This window comes from Allobosea sp. P1_A7 (genome assembly GCF_056406775.1).
Map to the genome: position 1 here is coordinate 1 of NZ_JBFTZN010000233.1, position 17,214 is coordinate 17,214.

Sequence of the window (17,214 nt, forward strand, 5' to 3'; positions counted from 1 at the left end):
GAGCCAGTCTGGCAATGAGCAATGGTCCGCCGCCGCACGCTGCTGCGCCTCCGGCGCGGCCGGATGAAATCCGATCAATTGTTCGATCGCGGCGCCGGCGCCGGATTGACCGCCCTCGCTGAGCCAGAGATCAGGCGCCATCGCCGAGAAGTAGGGGCCCCACACACCGGGAATGAAGATCGGCTCGCGGCTGCTTGCCATGGTACAGGCGGAGGTGCCGAAGACATAGGCCATGCGGGTTAGTGCCGTGCCGTGCGACGAGCGCACACCAACCGAGCCGACACCGCCGGCATGAGCGTCGATCAAGCCCGCCGCGACGGCAGTGCCTGGCTTCAGCCCGAGTTCGGCAGCTGCCTCTTCGGTCAGCCCCTGTGCGAGGGCAGTGCCTCCGGGAACGATCTCCGTGCCGATGCGGGCAAAGCCATCGTCGGCGAGATCGCCGAGCCCGATCTGGCGGAAATAACCGGTGTCCCAGCGCGCTTCATGCGCGAGATAGGTCCATTTGCAGGTCACCGTGCAGGTCGAGCGCGCCAGCGAGCCGCTTGCCCGCCAGGTCAGGAAGTCGGCGAGGTCGAGGAACTGCCACGCCGCATCGTAGGTGGCCGGCAGGTTCTCCTTGAGCCAGAGCAGCTTGGGCGTCTCCATCTCGGGCGAAATCGTGCCGCCGACATAGGCGAGCACCGGATGGTTCGTGCGGTTGATGCGTTCGGCCTGATCCAGCGCACGATGGTCCATCCAGACGATGATGTTGCGGCCCGGATCGCCATGGGGACCGACGGGCAGCGGCACGCCGTTCTGCCCGAGCACCACCAGCGAGCATGTCGCATCGAAGCCGATGCCCGCGATGGCCTCCGGCGCGAGCTGTGCCATCGCCATGGCCTCGCGGACGCAGGCGCAGACCGCATTCCAAATGTCAGCGCTCGATTGCTCGGCGATGTCCGGCCCGTCCCGATAGAGCGCGATGCCACGCTTCGCCGTCGCGAGCATGCGCCCGCTCGGGTCGAAGATTCCGGCGCGGGCGCTCGCGGTGCCGACATCGATGCCAATGAAATGCTCGGTCATATCCTCGCGATCCTGTCGGAAGGGGCGGCATCGGCCGCCCCGTGCAGAGCGGTCAGGCTGCGGCGCGATTTGGCGACCCGGCACGCGTCCCATCTGGATTGCGCAAGTAGACGCCGCGCTCGAGTTGCTGGCGGCGTAGGTCCTCGATGTCGATATCGGCCGGCGGGCGGTTGCCGCGGACCGAGATCCTGGCGGCGCGCCCGGCCGCCTCGCCCATTGCCATGCAGGTTGCCATGACGCGGATCGCGCCCATGGCCTCGTGTGTCGCAGAGATGCTGCGTCCGGCGACCAGCAGATTGCCGATCTTCTGCGGGATCAGTGAGCGGTATGGAATATCGTAGCAGTCGCCGCACCAGATCAGGGTACAGCCGTCGTCGGACGGGCGGTGAATATCGATCGGATAGCTCGCCACCGCGATCGCATCGTCGAAATGGCGACAGGAGAGGACGTCGTCCTGCGTCATCACATACTGGCCGATGATGCGGCGTGTCTCGCGGATGCCCAGGAAAGGCGCGGTCTTGGTGAAATAGGCCTTCTCGAAGCCCGGCACGTAATTGACGAGATAGGTGACGATATCGTCGATCTGGGCGCGACCTTCGATCTCGCCCTTGGTCAGGCTGCGGGCGTTGGTTCCATCCGTGCCCTTGACGCGGGTCATGTTGATCCAGACCTCGCCCTTCTTCAGACCGGTGATGATGATGGTCCGCTCGTTCGGGATCTGCAGGCCGCGCTCGGCCTTGGCCTTGGCCATCAGCTCACGCATGCCGACGACGATGAACTGCCGGTTCTGGCCGAAATACTCGGCGGGAATGAAGTCGGTGAGGTAGGTGCGTGCTTCCGGCGGAGCATTTGCGATGCTCATCCGAAGCGCATCGGTGTCGACGCCGGCCAGGCAGAACATCAGCGTCGGCGGCTGCATGCCGCCGTCGGCATTGCCCTTCTCCGTGGGCACGCCGGCGCTGTAGGCGACGTCGGCATCGCCGCTGCAGTCGATGACGACCTTGGCGAGGATGGCGATGCGGCCGGTCTTGCTCTCCGTGATGACGCCGCGAATGATGTCGTTCTCGACAAGCGCGCCGGCGAAGAAGGTGTAGAACAGCACATCGACGCCGGCCTCGGTCAGCATCTCGAGCGCCACGGTCTTGACCGCTTCGGGTTCGACCAGCGTGATGCCCATATGCAGCGGGCAGGGCCGATGCTCGCTCGCGCCATCCCGCTCATTGCGCAGGCGTTCGATGAATTTCTGCGGCAGTCMGTCGATGATCTGGTTGCCCTTCTGGCCGAGGAAACCGAGCACCGGCAGGCCGATCGTCATGTTGCCGCCGACGAAACTGCGGCTTTCGATGAGCCCGACGCGGAGACCGTCTTCGGCTGCGGCCAGGGCAGCGGTGATTCCGGACGGCCCGCCGCCGACGACGAGCACGTCATAATCGGCTGAAACGGGGATGGAGCGCGCCGGCTCCTCGATGAAGCGAACCCCGGTGGTGGACATGAGGCGATTTCCTTCCATTGGCATCGTTCGATCGTGGTGCGGGGCCGGCGCCGAGGCGCCGGCCGTTGTCGTTCAATCAGGCCGGCATCATCGGCTTGACGCGCTCGATGATGGCGCCGACTGCGTCCTTGACGGGCTTGCGTCCGAGCACGGCGAGTTGGACCTCCTCAAGGAACGTCGCCTGCGCTCGGGCCGCCTCGGGAAATGGCGGGAAGGCGCCGCGCGCCGTCGCCAGCACCCTGGCTTCTGTGGCGGCGAGAGCGTTTTTGGCCTTCAGGCTTTCATCGGCATAGGTCGAGACGCGCACCGGGCCATTGCCGTTGACGGCCATGCCGAGCGTCACGCGCTTGCTCGACACTTCCCTGATGAAGCTCCAGGCCAGCGCCTTGTCCTTGGCATTCTTCGGGATCGACATCGCCCAGGCTTCGACCACGGAGGCCATCGGCATCTTGCCCTTGAGCCCGGCGGCGATCGGGAACTCGACCGCCCTGATCTTGCCCGCAAACTTACTCTGCTCGGGATTGTTGAGCTGCGCGCCGCGGGCGAAAGGCAGGACGGTGAAGGCGGCACGGCCCTGTTGCAGCCAGGTCACCTGATCGTCGTTCTTGGTCGTCGCATAGCTGCGCGGCAGGCTCCCGGATTCGAACATGCCGCGCAAAGCCGAGAGCCCGCTTTCCAGAGCCGCACGGTCGGGAACCAGCTTGAGATCGGGGCTGATGAAGTCTCCGCCATAGGCGCGGGCAAACATCACGGGGAAGACGGCGAGATCGCTCGCCAGCACCATGCCGGTTACCGGCGTACCGGCCTTGGAGGTAAAGGTCGTCTTTTTGGCCTGCTCGATCAGCTCTTCGAGGGTCGTCGGCGGCGCCGAGATTCCGGCCTCCTCCAGCAGGGCCTCGTTGTAGAACAGGCCTTGCGTTGCATGACGCACCGGGATGCCGATCAGCTTCCCGTCGACCGTCATGCCCTGCACGAGACCGGGCGCGATATCGCCGAAATCCTCGATCGGATCCTGCTTCTGAAGAGCGTCCAGCGGCTCGAACAGGGCGGCGATCTGAGAGGTCGGCCGGTTGTCGATGAGATAGCCGACCCCGTACTCGGTCTCCTTCAGGCTCGCCTCCCGGAAGAGCCGGTCCTGCAGCGGGTTGGAGTCGAAGGTGGTGAAGGTGATCTCGGCATCATTGGCCTTGCGCCAGTCCTTCAGCGGGTCACTGTCGCCGCTGCCGAGCACGGTCTGATGGACCTTGTGGCTCAGCACGTTCAGCGTCTTGCCGGCGGCCAGGGCAGGCCCTGTTGCGAGCGCGGCCGYGGTACCGGCTGCCCCGGCCATGAAACTGCGGCGTGTCACGTCAGTTGCAGGCTTGTTCGACATGGCTTCCTCCCTCTTTTGATTGGCTACCCCTTCGTCGAACCGGCGGTGAGGCCGGCCACGAGATAGCGGTTCATGAAGACGACGAAGAGCAGGACGGGCACGAGCTGCACCGTCGAGGCGGCAAAGAGGATCCCCCAGTCGACGCCGTCGATCGAGCCGATCATCTCCGAGATGACGAGCGGCGCCGTCTTGGCGCGCGTCGCCGTGAAGATGAAGGCGAACAGGAACTCGTTCCAGGAGAAGACGATCACGAAGACCGCGACGGCGAGAACGCCCGGCATCGCCAGCGGCGCGATGATCTTGCGCAGGATCGTCATGCGGCTGGCACCGTCGATCGAGGCGGCCTCGTCGAGCTCGCGCGGGATCTGGTCCATGAAGGTGCGCATCAGCACCGTCCCGAGCGACACGAAGAAGGTCGCGTAGAGCAGGATCAGCACGAGATGGGTGTCGCTGAGGCCGATCGCGTTGACGATAGGGAACAGCGGCAGCGTCACCACGATCGGCGGGATGAGGCGTACGACGATCAGTCCGAGGATGCTGGCTCCCAGCCATCGGCTGGAATGGCGGGAATAGACATAGCCCGCACAGGCGCTGGCGATGATCGCGAGCAGCGTCGCGCCGACGGTGATCAGCAGGCTGTTCAGCAGAGCTTCGAAGAAGACACCCCAGGACCGCCAGAGTTCGGCATAGTGCTTCAGCGTCGGCGTGAAGAGCCATTTCGGCGGAACCGCAAAAATGTCCTGACCCGGCTTCAGCGACGAAACGGCGATGAAGAGGATCGGAAACAGCGACCAGAACAGGATCGCCGCGACGGCGAGAGCCTTGCCGGCCCCGATGAGGAGACGCTCAGTGCGCATGGGAGAGGCCTCCCCGTCGCAGCAGAAGAACATAGCCGGCCGCGAGCAGCAGCGAGACCACGACCATGATCCAGGCGGTCGCCGCCGCCGACCCGAAGGCGTTGAAGCTGAACGCCTCCTGATAGAGATAGATCGCCACGACTTCGGTCGAGCGCGCCGGTCCGCCCTTGGTCAGCAGCCACGCCTCCGAGAACAGGCGGAAGGCGAAGATGTAGCGGAAGAGCAGCGCGATCAGCATCGCCGGGCCGAGCAGTGGCAGTGTCACACGCCGGAAGGCCTGCCAGCGCGTGGCTCCGTCGATCCGCGCCGCCTCGTAGAGCTCGGCGGGGATGGCGAGGCGTGCCGCATAGACGATCACGAAGGTAAAGGGCAGGTGCAGCCAGACCGTCAGCAGCCCGATCAGCACCATGGCGTGCGACGGTTCGAAGGACCAATCCAGCGTCGGCAGGCTCAATGCCCGCAAGGCCAGCGTGACCGGCCCGGCATCGGGATCGAACAGGAAGCGCCACATCACCACGGCGGTGACCTCGCTGACGGCATAGGGCGCGAGCACGGCGACGAGAAGGAAGCGGCGAAACGGCAGGCCACTGGCGAAAAGCAGCGCCATGCCGAGCCCGACGGCCAGTTCGAGGTGGACGGCCACGACGACGAGCACGACCGTGTTCAGCAGCGCGCTGTGAAAGGCCGGGTCCGCGAGGACACGCATATAATTCTGAAGCCCGACGAAGCTCGGCGCCTGGCCGAAGCTCGAGGTGTTCAGGCTGAGCCACATCACATAGAGCGACGGCAGCACGATCACGCTCAGGATGAGCAGATGGACCGGCGCGAGCAGCGGCAGAATCCGTGCMGTTTTTTCAGGCTGCACTCTTTCCTCCAGGACTTCTTTCGATCCAGGCTCTTTTGGCCCGGTGGCGCCGACATGGGGTTGTCCGTCAATGCATGGCTTTGGGTGCAGAGATCGCCGTCTCCGGGTTCAGAAGCGGTTCGGGGCTATCGCTGTCGCGACCATCGTCCGCCGCGGGCACGAGATCGCGGACGGACTCGCGGACCTGCAGGCCCGTCTGCAGTACGATGCGCTGCGGCGCCGAGCCGTCGCCCGCCATGCGCGCGCGCAGGCGCTGCCAGGCGGCTGCGGCGATCTCCGCGATCGGCTGCCGAATTGCGGTGAGGCCGGTCTTGCGCGCGCTCATCCAGGGATAGTCGTCGAAACCGACCACGGAGACCGGATCGGGGATATCGACCCGCAGGCGGGCCAGCGCCGAGAGCGCGCTGAGCGTGGTGACGTTGGTCAGGGCGATGACTGCGCTCGGCCGCCGGTGTCGCTCGAGCCAATGCAGGAAGGCGCCGGCCCCGCGCTCGGCATTGGAACCGAGTTCGATGACGGTCGGCTCGTGGCCGATCGTCGCACGAATCAGGTCRCAGGCGCCGCGCGTGCGCTCGCGGATCKGTGAAATTCCAAGGCTTGAGGCGGCGACGACGATGTCACGATGACCCCTGCCCAACAGATGCCTTGCCGCGATCTCACCGGCTTCTCGATTATCGATTGCGACCGTGTCGACGATGCAGCCTTCGGGCGGCACGCGATCCGCGAAAACCATCGGCAGGCGACCGATCTCGCGCTCGAGTCCTGCGGGCATGCCGTCGCTGCAGGGAATCGCGATCAGGCCGGAAGGGCGCCAGGCCAGCAGGGCACGCAGCCGCGATTGTTCCAAAGCGATGTCGTCACGCGAACTGGCGACGATGATGTCATATCCGTCCGCCTGCGCCATCACTTCGAGCTGCGAGACCAGGGAGGTGAAGAACACGTCGTCCAGATCCGGAACGAGTACGCCCACGACCTTTGCCTGGCCCGAACGGAGCTGAGAGGCAGCGCGGTCGACCTGGTAGGACAGCTCGCGGGCCGCCTTCTGGACCCGCTCCTGGAGATCGGCATTGACCGGCTTGTTGCCGCTGAAGACGTTCGACACCGTGGCGATCGACACGCCAGCGAGCGCCGCTACCTCCTTGATCGTGACACGTTTCATGCTCACCGCATGGCCTGTTAAACGTTTTACTGTAAAACGTTTAACAGGCCATGCGGCCTCATGCAACCGCCCTTCACCCGACGGATCGAGGTTTCGTCGAAGGCGAAGAACGGAGACGGAGCGGTGCCGCCCGCTAGGCGGACTGCACAGTCCCGACGTCGCGCCCGATCTTCGTGTAGATGCCGGCGCCGATCATGCCACCATCGACGGCGAGATCCGTGCCGGTGATGAAGCGGCTATCGGGTCCGAGCAGGAACATCACCGCGCCGGCGATCTCGTCCGGGTCGGCACCACGCGCGAGTGGCGTCATCATCCGGTTCCCTTCGAAGAAGGCGGTTGCGCGCTGAGCGTCGTAGCCTCCGTTGGGCTGATTGATCATCGGGGTATCGACCAGCCCCGGGCAGATCGTGTTCACCCGAATTCCCCGAGCCGCCAGTTCGATGGCAGCCGCCTTCGCGAGACCGCGCAGCCCCCATTTGCTGGCGGTGTAGGCGGCGCTGAAATAGCCGGTGAGGCCAGCCGTGGAAGACACGTTCACGATCGACCCGCCGTCGGCCATGTGCGGCGCCAGGTGCCGGATACCCAGGAAGGCGGCATTGAGGTTGACGTTCAGCACGGCCAGCCACTCGTCATGCGTGGTCTCCGTAACGGTCTTGCGCAGCGTGATGCCGGCGTTGTTGACCAGCCCCGAGAGCGAGCCTCCGAGTGTGCCGGTTGCGGCGAGGATCTCGGCCCAGGATTCCTCCCGCGATATGTCGGCCGTGACGACACTCAGCCTGTCCGCTGTGTCGCCGAGCACTGACCAATGCGGGTCGTCGGGGCCAAGCACGTCGGCGACCACGACCTTCGCGCCGGCCGCAAGAAGGCGGGACACCTCGGCAGCGCCTTGCCCCCTTGCCCCACCGGTGACGACGAAGACCCGATCCTGCCAGAAGGACGAACTCATGACCTGCCGATGCCTCCGTCGACACCCAGAACGTGGCCGGTGATGTAGCCGGCGGCATCGGAAGCGAGGAAGCTCACGGAATCCGCGATCTCTGTCGGCTGCCCCATGCGTCCGAGTGGCGTCCGACCAAGATAGATCGCCTTCTGCTCGGGATCGGCATGCATCCATGCGCTCATCGGGGTCTCGATATAGCCGGGGGCGATGGCGTTGACGCGAATATTCAGGGGGCCCCACTCGATCGCGAGACAGGACGTCAGATGCGCGATTGCGGCCTTGGCAGCAGCATAATGAGCGCAGTTGGGCCGGGCCTTCAGGCCGGCATAGCTTGAGAGGGGCCGACCCTGGTCCGTCCTGGCGGTCGAGCGCAACGACCCTGGCGCCTTCGGCATTCAGCTTCGCGCAGATGGCTGCTCCAATGCCGCCACTCGCGCCGGTCACGACGGCGATCTTGCCCTGATGGGCCTTCTGGCAATCCTGCATGGGTCCTGTTCCTGGAAAAATGGGCGGCCGCACGCTGTGCGCGCGGCCCGGTTGGTCAGCGACCGCTGCGGATCTGGCTGAGGGGGACGCCGCGGGTTTCGCGGATCATGATGGCGGCGATGACGGCGAGGGCGCCGAGGACCATGATGTAGAGCGAGAACACCCAGGACAGTCCGATCGAGCTCAGCCAGGCGTTGAGATAAGGGGCCGTGCCTCCGAAAATCGCGACCGAAAGCGACGACAGGAAGCCGACTCCGAGCGCCCGCTGCTGGGTCGGGATCTKCTCTGCGATCAGGGTCGGGTAGATCGAGGCGATGATCGCCCAGACGGCCAGGCCGATGCCTTGAGAGAGGAAGAGGGTCCAGGGCTCGTTTGTCAGGATCGCTGCGACCGGGATCGGAGCCAGGATCAGTCCGAGCCCATAGATGAACACCATGGGCTTGCGGCCGACCTTGTCTGCGAGGTGCCCGAACAAGGGCAGCAGACAGAGAACGACGAGTTGAGCGAGCAGGCTCGCGATGAAGGCTCCGCGGGCATCCATTCCGCGCGCGGAGATCGCAAAGCTCGGAGCGAAGGTCACCCAGGTATAGTAGGCGACATTGGAGCCGGCCGAGAAGAAGACCACCTTCAGCAGGATCTGGAGTTTGTCGCGGCCATTCATCGGCGCGACAACCGCAGGTGTGGCTTCGTCCGCGTCATAGACCGGGGACTCATGCGCGGCGCGGCGCATGTAGAGCGCGAACAGACCGAGGATACCACCGAAGGCGAAGCCGAGACGCCAGCCATAGGCCATCATGTCCGCCGGCGAGAATAGCGACGTCAGCACGATACCGAGGAGGGTCGCCGCCATGACGCCGAGCGTCACGCTGATGAAGACGCTGCTTGCCCAAAGGCCGCGCCGTTCGGCGGGAGCGATCTCTGCAACATAGGCATAGGAGACGCCGGACTCTCCGCCATGCGCCAGGCCCTGCAGCAGGCGTGCGATCAGCAACAGCGCCGACGCCCAGATTCCGATGCTCGCGTAGGAGGGGATGAGGGCGATCATCAGGCTGGCCGCAGCCATCGTCGACATCGTCACGATCAGGGTGTTCTTGCGGCCGATCCGATCGCCGAAGCGCCCAAAGATGATGCCGCCGATCGGTCTCGCAACGAAACCAACCGCAAAGACGGCGAGCGTCGAGAGCAGAGCGGATGTGGAGTCCGTCTTCTCGAAGAAGTTGGCTGCGAGATAGACGGCGAAGGTGCCATAGAGCGTCCAGTCGAACCACTCGAGCAGATTCCCGACGGCGGCGGCTCGGAGCGACTGGAGCGATTTGCTCCTAGCGACACGATCGTGCGGACGCGCGGCCTCGCCGCCCGCCAGAATATCGGCTGACATGAATTCCTCTCTGGTGGCTCTTCGGCCGTTCTGTTTAGAGATGGGTCGAGAACCAGCGCGCTGCCGCGCTGCTCGTCGTCTCGAAATGCTGCTGGTAGGCGGAGTAATGGCCGCCCTGGAGCAGCAGCAATTCCTTGGGCTCGCGCGCCTGGGTGAAGGCGTCGAGTTGAAGATCGGTCGGCGTCTGAAGGTCGTTGTCGGCAACGATCATCAGGAGCGCTGCGGGCCCGATCCGCGACACCCATTGACCTGGCTCGTAGCTGCGCGCGAGTTCGAGAGATCGGATGGTCACTTCGTTACGCCATTCGGGGCAGCGCGCGGCCTGTCCGATCATGTAGTCGTATGATTCCGCGCCGGGATAGGCGACGTCCGGCCCTTCATCCTGCCCGACCTCGCGCATCGTGCCTGGCGGTTGTCCGTTCAGGCGCGCCAACCGGTCATCCGCGAAAAAGCGCTGGAGCGTCTCGGCGTGGCGCGGATGGACCTTCCGCAGGCCGGACAGGTAGCCGCTGATCGTCGGAACCTGGCTCACGACGCATTTCACCCGGCGATCGGTGGCACCGACTACGAGGACATGGCCTCCGCTGTAGCTGGTTCCCCAGATCCCGATGCGCTGCACGTCGACTTCGGGGCGCGAACAAAGATAGGTGACCGCAGTCCTATAGTCCTCCTGCTGCCAGGCGGGATCGATCTCCTGGCGGGGCAGTCCGGAGCTCTTGCCGAGCCGCCGATAATCGAAGGTCAGGCAGGCGATGCCCTGTGCCGCAATGATGCGGGCATAGTCCTCGAGATCACCGCCCGCGACCATTCCCCAGCCGTGTCCGAGGGCAACGGCGGGAAGCGGTCCGCTCGTCGACGGCAGATGGAAGGAGCCGCGAATGACATCCTCACCGGCGCGAAATTCCACGGGGGTGGTTGAAACGTCCATTCGCCTGTCCTCCTGATCCGCCTTGGCGCTGGCTGCGGGAGCGGATGTATTTTCAAGAGGTTTTGGCGAATGGTGCCTCTTGATCAACGCCGCAAAACAACTTTATCAATCGGTATTCCCGATTGATCAGGCGCCATGGATCTCCGCAAACTCGATTGCTTCCTGGCCGTGGCTCACCGGCTGCACTTCGGCCAGGCCGCCGAAGCACTGGGCGTGAAGCAATCCGTCGTATCGGAGTCGATCAAATCTCTCGAGAGCCATCTCGGAGGTCGGCTGTTTGAGCGGACGAGCCGGCGCGTATCGCTCACAGCTCTCGGGCAAGCTCTGCTGAAGGATCTCGAACCGCCGGTCAATGCTCTCAGGGCGGCGCTTGGCGATGCGCGCAAACGCGCTCAGGGCCAGCAGACGGAATTGCTCGTCGGCTATCTCGGCGGTGGATTCTACGAGCTCACATCGGCGGTGGTTGCGGAATTCGCGCGCTCTCGTCCCGACATCTCGCTCCGCTTCGTCGAGCTCAACTATCTGAACCAGGGATCGGCGGTCCTGGACGGCAAGGTCGACGTGGCGCTGGCGCGGCTGCCGCTTGCGACACACAGCCTGACGCGAGGCGCCATTCTCTTCCAGGATGCACGCACGCTCGTTGTGCCGAGCGGACACCGCCTGGCGGCCAACAAGCTGGTGGATCCAGAAGAGCTGCAATACGAGCGAATGGTCCGATTGCCCGCCAGCGCAGCGTCCGACGAGTGGTGCAACTATCATTTTCCGCGTGTGACCCCGTCGGGGCAGGCCATCGCCGACGGTCCCGAGATCGCGACGGTGCGAGAAGGGCTGGTCGCGGTCGCAGCCGGCCAATGCGTCATGACCTTGACCTCGCGAGCCCGGAACTACTTCGCCCATCCTGGCGTCGAGTTCATCGAGATTGATCTGCCGCCGATCCAGAGCGCCCTGACCTGGCGCACTTTCGATCACCGCTCAGGGCCCCGAGATCTCGAAATGGCGGCAAGGGCCGTCGCCGCCCGCCTCGGCACGCTCGCCCTTGCAGAAGGCCCGCGCTGATCGGGGTGGCCTCGCAATTCCGGTCTTCCCGGGGCCTGGCGATCAGCTCTCGTCGGCCAGCGGGTGCAGGTCGCGCACCATGCTCTTCAGGCGCTCGTCGAGGACATGGGTGTAGATCTGGGTCGTGGCGATATCGGCATGGCCGAGCAGTTCCTGCACGACGCGAAGATCCGCACCGTTCTGCAGCAGATGGCTGGCGAAGGCGTGGCGCAGCACGTGCGGGCTCAGCGTCGCCGATAATCCTGCTGCGCCGGCCAGCATCTTGAGGTCGCGGCCAAAGGCCTGGCGCGTCAGATGCCCACTCTCGCCATCGGACGGGAAGAGCCAGCGGCTGTCCGCGCTTCCAGCCTGGCGCAGGGCCTCCAGATAGCTGCGTGCGGCCTCGCGGGCAGCGTCGTTCAGCGGCACCAGCCGGTCCTTGTTGCCCTTGCCGCGCACGACAAGGAAGCGCTCGCGCGTCGTTGCCGCTGAGAGCGGCAACGCCATCAGTTCGGACACGCGCAGGCCCGTGGCGTAGAGCATCTCGATCAGGCAGCGCATGCGCAGGGCCTTCAGCCGTGCCGCCGGGGTAAGACCATCGCGTTCGCTGAGGAGCCGCGCCGTCTCGATCAGGCGATCGACATCGGCGACGGAAACGACCTTGGGCAGCGGCCGGCCCTGCCTTGGTCCGTCGATCGCGGCGGAGGGGTCGGCGCCCGTCAGCCCTTCCGTATAGAGGAAGCGATGGAACTGGCGCACCGCGGAAAGCCGACGCGCCGTCGATGACGCCTTCAATCCACGGGCGGCAAGATCGGCGAGCCAGTCCCGGATGTCCTGGGCGACGATGGAGCCGAGGTCACCGCGTCCGGCGATGAAGCCGGTATAGTCGTCGAGGTCGCGCCCATAAGCCTCGAGCGTGTTCTTCGCCGCGCCGCGCTCTGCCGCGAGCATGTCGAGAAAGGCCGTGATCCGGCTGCGAGCCAGCCGGCTCATCGCTGCTGCAGCTTGGACGGTGGCACGATCTCGACCATCTCGCGCTGCTCGGGCTGGACGAAGGTGACCAGCGCGATCATCCCGGCGAAGATCAGCCCGCCGACGATGGCGAGAAAGGCGATGAATCTGAAGAGGGTCGGCACGGGCCGGATGTCTCCTGGAACCTTGCCCCGATTCAGGACTATCCGGTTATTCCCGATGCCTGGCGGTTCGCGCAAGTGCAGACCGGTTCATCAGCGTCGTGAGGGCATGACGTCGGCTGACAGCTCATGCTAGACCGGCTGCGAGGAAATGCCGCGATGACAATAGCCGACCCCATCGAGAACCTGGACAATTCCGAGTTGCGCAGTCTGCTCGGGAAGCGCGCAGTCGTGCTTGTCGGCATGATGGGCTCGGGCAAGAGTTCCGTGGGGCGGCGGCTGGCAACGCGGCTCGGCCTGGCTTTCGTCGACGCCGACGTCGAAATCGAAACTGCGGCCGGCATGACGATTCCCGAGATTTTCGCGCAGCGCGGCGAAACCGAGTTCCGTGACGGCGAGAGACGCGTCATCAGCCGGGTTCTGGCGACACGCGCGCCGCTGGTGCTCGCGACCGGGGGCGGCGCCTTCATGAACGCGGAAACGCGGGAGCGCATCATCGAACTCGGCATCTCGATCTGGCTCAAGGCGGATGCCGATGTGCTGATGCGCCGGGTGCGCAAGCGCTCCAACCGGCCCTTGCTGCAGACTGCCGACCCTGAAGCGACGATGCGGCGGATGCTGGCGGAGCGCGAACCGGTCTATGCTCTGGCTGATGTAACGGTGACCTCGCGCGATGACCCCCATGAGGTCGTCGTCGAGGAGGCGATAGTCGCGCTCGATCGCCATTTGCGTTCCCTTGAGAGCCTTTGAGCTGCTGAGAGCGAAGACATGACCAAACCTGCGAACGAGAAGTCCGGCGCGCGGATCGTGGTTCCCGTTGCGCTCGAAGGGCGCAGCTACGACATCCATATCGGCCGCCACCAGCTTTGCGAGGCGGCGAGCCTGATCGCCAGCTTCGCGCCTGGCGCCAAGGCGGCGCTGGTCACCGACGAGCATGTCGCCGGCCTGCATGCGCCCGCCTTCGAAACCTGCCTCCAACAGGCCGGCGTCGCGACCACGCGGATCGAGATCCCGCCCGGCGAGGCGTCGAAATCCTATGCCCGGTTCGCGGCGCTTTGCGACGCGCYGCTCGCTGCGAAGATCGAGCGCAACGATCTCGTCATCGCCCTTGGCGGCGGGGTGGTCGGCGACCTGACCGGTTTCGCGGCGGCCGTGCTCAGGCGCGGCGTGCGCTTCGTGCAGATCCCGACGACGTTGCTGTCGCAGGTCGATTCATCCGTCGGCGGCAAGACCGGGATCAACTCCTCGCATGGCAAGAACCTGATCGGCGCCTTCCACCAGCCAGCCCTGGTCATTGCCGACACGGCGCTGCTCGATACGCTGAGCGAGCGGGAGTTCAAGGCTGGCTATGCCGAGGTTGTGAAATACGGGTTGATCGGCGACCCGAATTTCTTCGACTGGTGCGAAGTCAACTGGAGCCGCATCATTGCAGGCGGACCCGAGCGCGATCATGCTGTCGCCGTGTCCTGCCGCGCCAAGGCGGCGATCGTGGCACGGGACGAACGCGAGGAGGGGGACCGCGCCTTGCTCAATCTCGGCCACACCTTCGCTCACGCGCTGGAGCGCCTGACCGGCTATGACGCGAACCGGCTGGTGCATGGCGAGGCGGTGGCGATCGGTCTTGCGCTCGCCTTCCGCTTCTCGCAGCGGCTCGGCCTTTGTTCCGGACAGGATGCAGGGCGGGTCGCGGCGCATCTCGATGCCGTCGGCCTGCCGAGCCGATTGCAGCAGGTGCCGGGCGGGGCCGGCAGCACGGAGGAGATCGTTGCCGCGATGACCCAGGACAAGAAGGTCAAGCGCGGCGTGCTGACCTTCATCCTGGCGCGCGGCATCGGCAAGAGCTTCATCGCGCCGGGCGTCGCGGCGGACGAGGTCAGGGACTTCATCGAGGCCGAGCTCGCGGCCGCCTGAGCACGCTGGGACCATGCTCGAGAACATCAACCCCTGGCTGGCCGCGCTGATCGTCCTGATCTGCCTGTTGCTATCAGCCTTCTTCTCGGGCAGCGAGACGGCGCTGACGGCTGCCTCGAAAGCCCGGATCGCCGCGCTGGAGAAGGCGGGAAGCCGACGGGCCGGCATCGCGATGCGGCTGCTGGCGACGCGGGAGCGGCTGATCGGCGCCATGCTGATCGGCAACAATGTCGTCAATATCGGTGCCTCGGCCTTCGCCACCAGCGTGCTGGTCGCGGCCTTCGGCAATGCCGGGGTGATCTATGCGACGGCCGTGATGTCGGTCCTCGTGATCATCTTCGCGGAGATCATGCCGAAGACAGCGGCGATCGCGAAGCCCGACCAGGCGGCGCTGCGGCTGGCGCGGCCGGTGGCCTGGATCGTTGCCGTGCTGGGCCCGCTGACACTGGCGATCGAATGGTTTGTTCGGCGCTTCCTGCGCCTCTTCGGCATCCGTATCGACGAGAACCAGTCGATCCTTTCACCGAATGAAGAGCTGCGTGGTCAGGTCGACCTGATGCACCAGGAGGGGGCGGTCAAGAAGGCCGATCGCGACATGCTCGGCGGGCTGCTCGACCTGAAGGAGCTCGGCGTCGAGGACGTGATGATCCACCGCACCAAGATGCGGACGATCAATCTCGATATCGGACCGGAAGCGATCGTGCGCGAGGTCCTGGCCTCGCCCTATACGCGGATGCCGCTCTGGCGCGACAAGCCGGAGAACATTGTCGGCATCCTGCACGCCAAGGACCTGCTGCGGGCGCTCGATGCTGCCGGCGGGGATGCCGGCAAGCTCGACGTGGCGCAGATCGCCCTCGCGCMCTGGTTCACCCCGGTCACGACCTCGCTGCCTGATCAGCTCAAGGCCTTCCTGGCGCGCAAGACCCATTTCGCGCTTGTCGTCGACGAGTATGGCGAGGTGATGGGGCTGGTGACGCTCGAGGATATCCTCGAGGAAATCGTCGGCGATATCCGCGACGAACATGACATCGCGGTGCCGGGCCTGCGCCAGCAGGTGGATGGGTCGGTGGTCGTTGATGGCGGGGTGCCGATCCGCGACCTGAACCGCGCGATGGACTGGGACCTACCCGACGAGGAGGCAACGACGATTGCGGGCCTCGTCATTCACGAGGCCCGCACCATCCCCGAGGCTGGGCAGGCCTTCACCTTCCACGGCTTCAAGTTCGAAGTGGTGCGCAAGAGCCGCAACCGCGTGACCTCGCTCCGGATCACCCCCCTGGCGCTGGCGCTGGCCGCTACGGGCTGAACACCAGCACCAGGAAGACGAAGAAGACGCAGAGATGCACGGCGCCTTCCAGCATCGTCGTGCGTGAGCCAGTGAAAGTCAGCGTGCTCAGCATCAGCGTCATCGCCAGGATGACCATATTGGTGGCCGACAGGCCGAGCGTGACCGGCTGGCCGGTGAGAAGGCCGATGCCCAGCACGGCAGGCACCGTCAGGCCAAGCGTCGAGGCTGCCGCACCCAGGCACAGATTGATCGCGCGCTGGAGCTGGTTGGCATTGATCGCGCGCAAGGCCGTAATGCATTCCGGCGTGAAGACGACCATCGCGATCAGGATGCCGCCGAGTGCCGGGGGGGCGTCGAGCTTGGCGATGCCGAAATCGAGCACGGCCGCCAGGCTCTTCGCCAGGATGACGATCGGCAGGATATTGGCCAGGAGCAGGCCGATATTGGGCAGGATGCTCCCGGACGCGGCGTGCCCGACGCCTTCGACCTGAGGCTGCGCTTCACCGGTGCGTGCCGGCATGTCAGGCTCGATGAAGAAATCGCTGTGGCGGCCGGTCTGCAGGATCAGGAAGGCCGCGTAGAGCGCCAGCGTGAACAGCGAGAAGCAGATGGCCTGCACGTTGGTCAGCGTGCCGTCGCTGGTCGAGGTGGTGAAATTCGGCAGGACCAGCGCGATGACCGTCAGCGGGATGATCACGACCAGATAGGCGGTGGCGCCTTGCAGATTGTAGCTCTGCTGGAAATGGCGCAGGCCGCCGAAGATCAGCCCGATGCCGACGACGCCGTTGAGCACGATCATCAGCACGGCGAACATCGTGTCGCGGYCAAGTGTCGGCGCCCCGGTTGCACCGAGCATCACGGCCCCGATCAGCGCCACCTCGATGATGACGATCGAGAGCGTCAGGATCAGCGTGCCATAGGGTTCGCCCAGCCTGTGCGCCAGTTCCTCCGCCTCATGCACGACGCCGATCGCCGACCAGGCGATGATGCCGAGCAACCAGGCAAAGATCAGCATGGACAGGACGGGGGAGCCAAGCTGCCCGAGAATCGTCTTGCCGAAGAACAGATAAGCAAGGACCGAGGCCCAGGCGCAGATGAGGCGGATGATCATGCTGGTCAAATACAGACCCCATCCTTGTGGCGCGCGGACGACAAACGAGACAGCGCCCGGCGAGGACGCCGGGCGATGGACCGAGGGATATACCCGCGGCGTTGGAGGATCGTTGGCTCCGCCGCGCCTCATTCGCAAGTATTCACTGTCGGCGTAGCACATCCGTCGCCAGATGGTCGGACGAAACACCATCGATG

At 65.3% G+C, this 17,214-nt stretch carries 17 protein-coding genes and 1 pseudogene; 4 read left to right on the forward strand and 14 right to left on the reverse strand.

Features of this window, described 5'->3' with window-relative positions; genetic code table 11:
• The 11 genes and pseudogenes from AC1D34_RS28600 to AC1D34_RS28650 form a co-directional block, all read right to left on the reverse strand.
• Positions 1-1,062 (reverse strand): FGGY-family carbohydrate kinase (locus AC1D34_RS28600; protein WP_476826035.1); only part of this gene is annotated, 1,062 nt, incomplete at its 3' end.
• 52 nt (positions 1,063-1,114) lie between these two features.
• Positions 1,115-2,554: an FAD-dependent oxidoreductase gene (locus AC1D34_RS28605; protein WP_476826036.1), complete on the reverse strand. Its 1,440-nt coding sequence runs from the start codon at positions 2,552-2,554 to the stop codon at positions 1,115-1,117.
• Between the two features lie 76 nt (positions 2,555-2,630).
• Positions 2,631-3,926, reverse strand: coding sequence for an ABC transporter substrate-binding protein (locus tag AC1D34_RS28610; protein WP_476826037.1), 1,296 nt, complete (start codon positions 3,924-3,926; stop codon positions 2,631-2,633).
• 23 nt (positions 3,927-3,949) lie between these two features.
• Positions 3,950-4,783, reverse strand: a complete 834-nt coding sequence (locus AC1D34_RS28615) for a carbohydrate ABC transporter permease (protein WP_441492503.1) — start codon at positions 4,781-4,783, stop codon at positions 3,950-3,952.
• Positions 4,773-5,648, reverse strand: coding sequence for a carbohydrate ABC transporter permease (locus AC1D34_RS28620; protein WP_441492504.1), 876 nt, complete (start codon positions 5,646-5,648; stop codon positions 4,773-4,775). Before AC1D34_RS28620 ends, AC1D34_RS28615 begins: the two co-directional genes overlap by 11 nt.
• Positions 5,649-5,715: 67 nt before the next feature.
• Entirely contained in the window at positions 5,716-6,807 is a 1,092-nt protein-coding gene (locus tag AC1D34_RS28625; RefSeq protein WP_476826038.1) for a LacI family DNA-binding transcriptional regulator, read from the reverse strand.
• A 133-nt stretch (positions 6,808-6,940) separates the two neighbouring features.
• A complete protein-coding gene (locus AC1D34_RS28630; RefSeq protein ID WP_476826043.1) occupies positions 6,941-7,753 on the reverse strand; it encodes an SDR family NAD(P)-dependent oxidoreductase in 813 nt (270 codons plus the stop codon).
• Positions 7,750-8,142 (reverse strand): SDR family NAD(P)-dependent oxidoreductase, encoded by a 393-nt coding sequence (locus AC1D34_RS28635; protein WP_476826044.1) that lies wholly within the window; start codon positions 8,140-8,142, stop codon positions 7,750-7,752. The genes AC1D34_RS28630 and AC1D34_RS28635 overlap by 4 nt, the downstream gene beginning before the upstream one ends.
• Positions 8,129-8,233, reverse strand: a pseudogene (locus tag AC1D34_RS28640) (hypothetical protein); the annotation flags it as partial. The gene AC1D34_RS28635 and the pseudogene AC1D34_RS28640, both read right to left, overlap by 14 nt.
• 55 nt (positions 8,234-8,288) lie before the next feature.
• A complete protein-coding gene (locus AC1D34_RS28645; RefSeq protein ID WP_476826039.1) occupies positions 8,289-9,611 on the reverse strand; it encodes an MFS transporter in 1,323 nt (440 codons plus the stop codon).
• Positions 9,612-9,645: 34 nt separating this feature from the next.
• Positions 9,646-10,626: an alpha/beta hydrolase gene (locus AC1D34_RS28650; RefSeq protein ID WP_476826040.1), complete on the reverse strand. Its 981-nt coding sequence runs from the start codon at positions 10,624-10,626 to the stop codon at positions 9,646-9,648.
• Positions 10,627-10,674: 48 nt separating this feature from the next.
• Between AC1D34_RS28650 and AC1D34_RS28655 the strand changes: the two genes are divergently transcribed.
• Positions 10,675-11,595, forward strand: a complete 921-nt coding sequence (locus tag AC1D34_RS28655) for a LysR family transcriptional regulator (RefSeq protein ID WP_441492510.1) — start codon at positions 10,675-10,677, stop codon at positions 11,593-11,595.
• Positions 11,596-11,637: 42 nt separating this feature from the next.
• Here the strand turns inward: AC1D34_RS28655 and xerD are convergent, their stop codons facing one another.
• Complete coding sequence (gene xerD, locus AC1D34_RS28660; protein ID WP_441492511.1) at positions 11,638-12,567, reverse strand: site-specific tyrosine recombinase XerD; 930 nt, start codon at positions 12,565-12,567, stop codon at positions 11,638-11,640.
• Entirely contained in the window at positions 12,564-12,710 is a 147-nt protein-coding gene (locus tag AC1D34_RS28665) for a histidine kinase (RefSeq protein ID WP_441492512.1), read from the reverse strand. The genes xerD and AC1D34_RS28665 overlap by 4 nt, the downstream gene beginning before the upstream one ends.
• 156 nt (positions 12,711-12,866) lie before the next feature.
• Between AC1D34_RS28665 and AC1D34_RS28670 the strand changes: the two genes are divergently transcribed.
• The 3 genes from AC1D34_RS28670 to AC1D34_RS28680 are packed head-to-tail and all read left to right on the forward strand — an operon-like array spanning position 12,867 to position 15,924.
• Positions 12,867-13,457 (forward strand): shikimate kinase, encoded by a 591-nt coding sequence (locus AC1D34_RS28670; protein WP_441492513.1) that lies wholly within the window; start codon positions 12,867-12,869, stop codon positions 13,455-13,457.
• Between the two features lie 18 nt (positions 13,458-13,475).
• Positions 13,476-14,618: a 3-dehydroquinate synthase gene (aroB, locus tag AC1D34_RS28675; RefSeq protein ID WP_476826041.1), complete on the forward strand. Its 1,143-nt coding sequence runs from the start codon at positions 13,476-13,478 to the stop codon at positions 14,616-14,618.
• A 13-nt stretch (positions 14,619-14,631) separates the two neighbouring features.
• On the forward strand, positions 14,632-15,924 hold the full coding sequence (locus AC1D34_RS28680) for an HlyC/CorC family transporter (protein WP_476826042.1): 1,293 nt from the start codon (positions 14,632-14,634) through the stop codon (positions 15,922-15,924).
• Here AC1D34_RS28680 and AC1D34_RS28685 read toward each other — a convergent pair.
• On the reverse strand, positions 15,914-17,017 hold the full coding sequence (locus tag AC1D34_RS28685; protein ID WP_476826045.1) for a calcium:cation antiporter: 1,104 nt from the start codon (positions 17,015-17,017) through the stop codon (positions 15,914-15,916). The two genes, AC1D34_RS28680 and AC1D34_RS28685, sit on opposite strands and share 11 nt — an antisense overlap.
• Positions 17,018-17,214 lie beyond the last annotated feature (197 nt).